The following is a 1,922-nucleotide window of genomic DNA, read 5'->3' as shown; positions in this document are numbered from 1 at the left end:
TACCGCAACGGCGGCGACGACACGTCCCTCGAGCTGTTCTTCGCGGGATCCGCCGACAACGCCGACCAGGAGCGCAGCGTCGCCCTCGACTACACGATCACGCCGGTCGTCACGAACACCGTGAAGGCGGCCACGGCTGCCGACGGCCTGACCGTCACGACCGCGGCATCGAAGCTCGGCGCGATCACCGGTGCGTATATCGCGCTGATCGAGGAGGGGACCGAGGCGGATGTCACCGCCGGCGGCGGCTTCCTCGCGATGCAGTACGTGCGGAACGTCACCTGGGGTGCGTTCAGCGTCGACCTCACGACGGCCGCGGCCGCTCTCGACCGCACGAAGACCTACGAGGTCATCGTCTGGAAGCAGCACACGATGCCGAACGCCGACACGATGCTCGCCCGCTCCACGGTCGCGATCACCGACGCGCAGTGGGACGCCCTGCTCGGCGAGAAGCCCGAGGAGCCGCAGCCGCCCGTGACCCCGGTGACTCCGGCGACCCCACCGGCGAACGTCCCCGGGGGTTCCCTCCGCTGGGCGATCTCCTCGTCGTTCGTGAGCTACATCACCGGCCCGATCGCCCAGGGGTCGATCGCCGTGTCCGACGGCGCCACCCGGTCCGGCGGCCAGTTCCAGTTCGGGCAGACCGTCGGCGGCGACTTCGACGTCACGACGGGTCTCGGCAGCGTCGCCTACGGCGGCTCGGTGCGCTTCACCGGCCACCACGGTGTGCTCGACGTCACCCTCGCCAACCCGGTGATCCGCATCACCTCGGCGAACACGGCGACGCTGTACGTATCGAGCGGTGGCGCACAGGTCGCCTTCGCGACGCTCGACCTCGGCAGTGCGGCGCGCACCACGGCGAACGGCGCCGTGAGCTACATCGCGGCTCCGGCCTCGCTGACGGATGCCGGGCGCGACCGCGTCCTCTCCGGGAACCCGACCACGCTGAACCCCGTCACCTTCACGATCGGCTCGCCCGCGGCGGCTCCGTCGGGGACGACGGGCACGGTGGCAGCGGCATCCGTCAAGGCGAAGACGACCCTGCCGACCACGCCGCCCGCGACGGAGGGCATCGTGATCGATGACGAGAACCTCGCGGCGCTGGAGTCGGGTGCCGCGGCGACCGTCTCCGCCGCCGGATTCCAGCCGAACGAGGAGGGCATCCAGGTGGTCGTGTATTCGACGCCGGTGCTGCTCGAGACCGTGTCGGCCGATGCCACCGGCGTCGCGACCTGGACGGGCACGCTGCCGGCGAGCCTCGAGGACGGCACGCACACCCTGACGCTGCAGGGCTCGGTCGACCGGGGTCTCGCGTTCACGTTGACGCGTGCGACGACCGCGCTCGGCGCGTGCACGGTCGAGGGCGCGACGCTGAAGTGGGGGTACAAGGAGTCCTTCCGCACCTACATCGAGGGCATCGCGAAGGGCGGCTGGACCCTCGCCGACGTGGCCTACCAGTACCCGGACTTCGTCTGGGAGAGCGGCGCAGGACCGTTCGACGACGAGACCCTCGCAGGGCTCGTCACCTACGGCGGCAGCATCACCTTCACGGGGCATGACGGCGCGCTGAACACGACGCTGGCGAATGCCCGCGTCGAGCTCGCCGGCGACACCGGCTACCTCGTGTTCGACGTGACCGGCACCACGCAGGACGGCACGAGCGTCGATCAGCCGAGCGTCCGCCTGGCCGAGTTCGCGCTCGGTGATGCGGCCGTGGTCGACGGGGTGCTCTCGTTGGATACCGTGCCCACGACCCTCACCGAGGCGGGGGCGGCCGCGTTCGGCACCTACGCCGCAGGCGAGGCGCTCGACCCGGTCACCGCGGTGATCCCGGTCGACGCCGAGTGCGGCGTCGCGGCGCCGGCCGACGACGAGTCCGACTCCGAGGCCACCGCAGCGGTCACGGCCGCGACGACACCGGC

At 71.4% G+C, this 1,922-nt stretch carries 1 protein-coding gene; it reads left to right on the top strand.

All coding sequences use genetic code 11. The features are described 5' to 3' along the window. The coding region (locus DW306_RS08555; protein ID WP_205814124.1) for an HtaA domain-containing protein at positions 1-1,922 on the top strand (1,922 nt) is incomplete at both ends.

This window comes from Microbacterium sp. K24, assembly GCF_004794465.1.
In the GTDB taxonomy this organism is placed as follows: Bacteria; Actinomycetota; Actinomycetes; order Actinomycetales; family Microbacteriaceae; genus Microbacterium.
This window is presented reverse-complemented; position numbering and strand designations above follow the sequence as displayed.